Annotated in this window: 4 protein-coding genes; 2 read left to right on the top strand and 2 right to left on the bottom strand. The window is 40.2% G+C overall.

The annotated features are described in order from the left end of the window. A partial coding sequence (locus CUU66_RS24550) for a hypothetical protein (RefSeq protein WP_219622786.1) occupies positions 1 to 238 on the top strand: 238 nt, incomplete at its 5' end. 771 nt (positions 239 to 1,009) lie between these two features. Here the strand turns inward: CUU66_RS24550 and CUU66_RS08425 are convergent. Continuing rightward, the gene (locus CUU66_RS08425) at positions 1,010 to 1,636 is read right to left on the bottom strand and encodes an FMN-dependent NADH-azoreductase (RefSeq protein WP_101641244.1); all 627 of its coding nucleotides are present in this window, start codon (positions 1,634 to 1,636) and stop codon (positions 1,010 to 1,012) included. Positions 1,637 to 2,401: 765 nt separating this feature from the next. On the opposite strand from CUU66_RS08425, the gene cspD reads away from it, so the two are divergent. Further along, on the top strand, positions 2,402 to 2,605 hold the full coding sequence (gene cspD / locus CUU66_RS08430; protein WP_101641245.1) for a cold-shock protein CspD: 204 nt from the start codon (positions 2,402 to 2,404) through the stop codon (positions 2,603 to 2,605). A 102-nt stretch (positions 2,606 to 2,707) separates the two neighbouring features. Here cspD and CUU66_RS08435 read toward each other — a convergent pair whose 3' ends face one another. Further along, complete coding sequence (locus CUU66_RS08435; protein ID WP_101641246.1) at positions 2,708 to 4,024, bottom strand: MFS transporter; 1,317 nt, start codon at positions 4,022 to 4,024, stop codon at positions 2,708 to 2,710. Positions 4,025 to 4,506 lie beyond the last annotated feature (482 nt).

Consider the following 4,506-nt stretch of genomic DNA (forward strand, 5'->3'; position numbering starts at 1 on the left):
TCAGCTTTTGGATGGATCTTTTCTTGAAAAGCACCGTCCTCCGCTTTTCGATCAGGTGAGACCCCGCAGGCGAAGCCGAGGAGGCTCACCGCCCGCCCCGCGGAAAGCGAGCATCCTGGAGAGGAAATCAACCTCTTGTTCAATAGCAACAAAGTTTGCGAAAACAGCCTTTAATTTAATTGGAAGGTTTGCAATTCTTTTAATGATTTTAGTGGATTTTTTTCAGTTCATTGTGTAATCCATGCCGCTGCACTTATATTGCCAGACTAGACAACAGCGGGGTGTATGCGGGGCGAATTTTTTACTAAAAAACCACTATTTTTAGAGGATGAATCGTAATTCTGGTAACTTTTTTTGCAGCTTGCCTTCCCAGCTCTGCAAAAACAGGCTTTTTGGAAAAGGTTTTTATTAAATATGAAGGGAGCAGAACCACGCAATAGGGCTTATGCTTAAGTTCTTTGAGGATATGCTTATATATTGAAGGTTTATGCTCATGTTTCTTGGTTTTATGCTTATGTTTTCCATGTTTATAATTATCTAATTTCTTCCTATGCTTATGTTAGGTACTTTATGCTTATCCAGTGGTATGTATGCTTACTCAGCAGCCTTTACGCTGTTCTATTAAGAATATGCGGATCACCGAGCGGGAATCATCTGTTCAATGGCAGCGATTTTATCAATTTCAGCCTGCCTTCTTGGAGGAACCAGATTATCACGCTGAGCTTGGCCGTTCTTGTGTATCAGGACAGTAAGAAAGGCCGCCGAGACTTTCCCGGCAGCCTGCGCAGTGAACTCAGTCCACTGCTTTTTCTTCTAAAACGATCTGTTGAACCTGAATGTTGATTGCAGCGAAGGCACACACTTTGGGCGGTCTAACCGACAACCTTAGCAAAAACCTGCCGGGACTCCCATAACCTGCTTGTACCCAAGTAGGGTCACACCTTCCACTTCAATTAACATAGAGCTGCTAAAACTCATAATGAAATTTAGCATCGAATTCTAATAAAAGTTAAAATTGGCTGGCAATTTCTTTGGCTTTAGAAGCTGCTTCACTTACAATGTCTTCTGCCTTTGATGGGTCAACAGCCACACCTTCAATAAGGACCGTTTGTACATGGTTAATACCGATGAAGCTCATGATTGTTTTAAAGAAGCTTTCAGTATGCTCCACTTCCATAGCAGGGCCTTCAGAATAAATTCCGCCCCGTGCTTCAATCAGCGCTACAGATTTGTCACCAGCTAGACCAACTGGACCGTTTTCTGTATACTTAAACGTTTTGCCCGCTACACACAAGGAATCTAAATATGCTTTCATTAATGGAGGATATCCAAAGTTCCACATAGGAGCAGAGAAAACCACTTTATCCGCAGCTAAGAATTGGTCCACTAATTCAACTAGTCTAGAAACCTTTGCATTCTCAGTTTCAGTTAATTCGGTACCTGCAGCAATCTTGCCCCATGCATTCAATACATCACGGTCAATCAATGGCAGTTCCGTGTTGTATAAGTCCAGCACTTCTACCTCATCACTGATGTTGCTTTCTTTGTAAGTATTGATAAACTCGTTCGCAACACGCGCGGAAAACGAATATGAATCTTCTTTCGGATTTGCTTTTACATATAAAAGCTTAGTCATGGTGGTCACCTCTAGTCATTTTTTGTATACGAAAAAACTTTTAAACTATTTATCTCGAATACAAGATAAATAATATAAAACTATATTCTAAAAGTCAAAGAAACTGCTTAACCGGCAGCACTTACCCTGTGGAATTGATATGCCAGGGTCATTTTGGTCCTCATCCGTCCTGTTTAAATGACTGAAGAGGACATTTTCATTCCAGTACCCAGCTCCCTATCCGCTCATTCATGTTCGATTCATCCGCCCTATTGTGGAAAGCGCTGTAACTCATAAATACGTTTATATTCCTGACAGGATTCGGCCAGTATCTTTCAATTATTCCTGGAATTTTTTTATACCCAACACATTTTTGCTATGCTGAAAAAAAGTCTACAGTTATAGTAAACACAATATTCTGTTAATGTTAGTTAATCTTTAGCCAGTAAGACTCATTTATGTCGATTGCTTAAACGAAAGCATCCGCCAAGAATGTTATTACACCAAAGATGAAAGCCATTTCAATTTCTGTTTCATTATCAGGAAAACCTATAGAAAATAAAGGCTGACTAACTGATTTTTATGGCATTGATTCCTTGTTATTTTTAGGCATTTATTATATAATTTAGTCAGAATAACCAGATAATAACGAATTTGCATATTATCAAACATCAAAGAGATTGGTAATTTGCTATGATGCTTGATAATGTGTGAATTTTTATTTTTATCAAGGAAATAAAAAAAAGCATATTAAATTTTTGTTTTATTTTTAGGAGGATTTTTAGAATGACAGTAACAGGTAAAGTAAAATGGTTTAACGGCGAAAAAGGATTTGGCTTCATTGAAGTACCAGGCGGAAACGATGTATTCGTACATTTTTCAGCTATCCAAGGTGAAGGTTTCAAAACTCTTGACGAAGGCCAAGAAGTTGAATTTGAAATCGAAGAAGGCAACCGCGGACCACAAGCTAAAAACGTTGTAAAACTATAATCCAAACATATACATTATAACGTCTGATTAGGACGCATCCTTCCCTGGCTGCGTCCTTTATTTTGAGTATAGAAAAACCCTGCAGAGACAGCAGGGTTTCTTTTATTGAACCTGAACTTCATCTTTCATTCTAATCATAATGATCAGTCCGATTAAGGTGAGGATCATTAACGAACCGAGTGCAAGTCTGCTTGCCATAGTGCCTAAATCTGCAAATATCAGCGTGATGCTTCCATAAATGAAGGGACCGATGATCGAGGAAACTTTTCCTGAAAAGGCAAACAGACCAAAGAACTGGCCTCTCTTCTCCTCAGGAGTCAGCTGTACGATGAAGGTCCTGGACGTCACCCATAGGGACCCAAGAGCAATTCCAAACATACTTCCTGCAGCCCAGAACCATATAGAGTCCTGTGCAAGAACAGCTGTGGCTAGTGCAACCAGAAGTAAAATAGATACATAAATAATCGACTTTCTTGCTCCCTTGGCCCTTGTAATGTATCCAAAAATAAACGAGCCTATAATACTGGAAATGGTGGAGACCAGGTATAAAAGAATAAAAGCACTTGATGAGAATCCGACAACCGTCCCGGCATAGACGGCCATCATAGCTATTGTGGTCGAAATGGCGTCATTTAAGAAGAAATACGCAATCATAAACGTAAAAATAGTATGATAGCTCTTCATTTCTCTGAACGTTTGTATAATGTCTTTATATCCTGAAAAGAATGTCTGGTTTTGTTTCACCTGGCTGGTTTCAGGGTCTTTATATAAGAAGAATAACGGAAGCGAAAACAAAAGGAACAGTATAGCTGTTGGAATAAACGCATCTTCGTTTCCGTCTTTTCCAACGATCGGATAAACGGCAAGGCCTACCAAGGTGCCAATATACCCCACCGCTACCCCGAATCCTGAAATCAGCGGCAGGTCCTCTTTCTTTCCGATATCGCCAATCATGGCATCATAAAAGACGAGACTCGAGTGGTAAAAAAACTTCGCAATGATAAAAAAGAAAATGACCAATCCAAGCGAAACCGGGAGATTCCCCCATGTGCTTCCAGTATCCCAATTGCCAAATACCCCCATCATGAAAGTCGCACCAACCGCGATAATCGTAAATGGGATCATATACTTTTTCTTTTTACCGCTGCGGTCAATCATCACTCCATAAAGAGGGGAAAATAATACAAGCAAAAGACTGGCTGCGGCATTTGCATAGGAAATAAACGTGCTGGCAATTTGGTCAAGCACCTCGTTATCCCCGATAGCCTCTTGTATATAGAAAGGAAAAAATATGGTGTTGATGTTGGAAGAAAATATGGTGTTGGCAAAATCGTACAGCGCCCATGAAAGTATGGGCAGTGTAAAATACAGGCTTGCTCTCTTTGACGCTTTAGAAGGTTTCCTTTCAAGCTGTGCCATTTTATCCCTCCTTTTTATGACTGCTTTAACTAATTTCCTCTTTTTTGTCCTAAATCCTTTTTTAATTATGTATTAATTGCAGCTTTACATTATGAGTGAATAAGCCTTGCCTATTAAAATAAAAACTTATTAAACTTGCGTGCTGACAAAACCTTCACTCGCTTTCCGCCAGCGGTGAGGGCAACTTGATCCGCATATCCCGCAAGGTCTCCGAAAATTTGATCCTTAATTTAGAATGATCTTTAACCTCACTCCATAAAAAAAGGCTGTTTTCGCAAACTTTGTTGTTATTGAACAAGGGGGGTGATTGGAACGTAAGGATGCTCGCGGACCTTAGGGGCGGCGCTGAGCCTCCTCGGCTTCGCCTGTGGGGTCTCACCTGATCGAAAAGCGGAGGACGGTGCTTTTCAAGAAAAGAGCCATCCAAAAGCTGAATGATGATCTTTTTTAATTAGAGGCAAAACACTAAAAGAAAAGCAGAC

Origin of the sequence: Peribacillus deserti, assembly GCF_002863585.1 — a bacterium.
Lineage (GTDB): Bacteria > Bacillota > Bacilli > Bacillales > DSM-1321 > Paraperibacillus > Paraperibacillus deserti_A.

Bases quoted from the DNA above. Each gene is read 5' to 3' on its own strand.
- CUU66_RS08425 (WP_101641244.1), bottom strand. From the start codon at position 1,636: ATGACTAAGCTTTTATATGTAAAAGCAAATCCGAAAGAAGATTCATAT.
- cspD (WP_101641245.1), top strand. From the start codon at position 2,402: ATGACAGTAACAGGTAAAGTAAAATGGTTTAACGGCGAAAAAGGATTT.
- CUU66_RS08435 (WP_101641246.1), bottom strand. From the start codon at position 4,024: ATGGCACAGCTTGAAAGGAAACCTTCTAAAGCGTCAAAGAGAGCAAGC.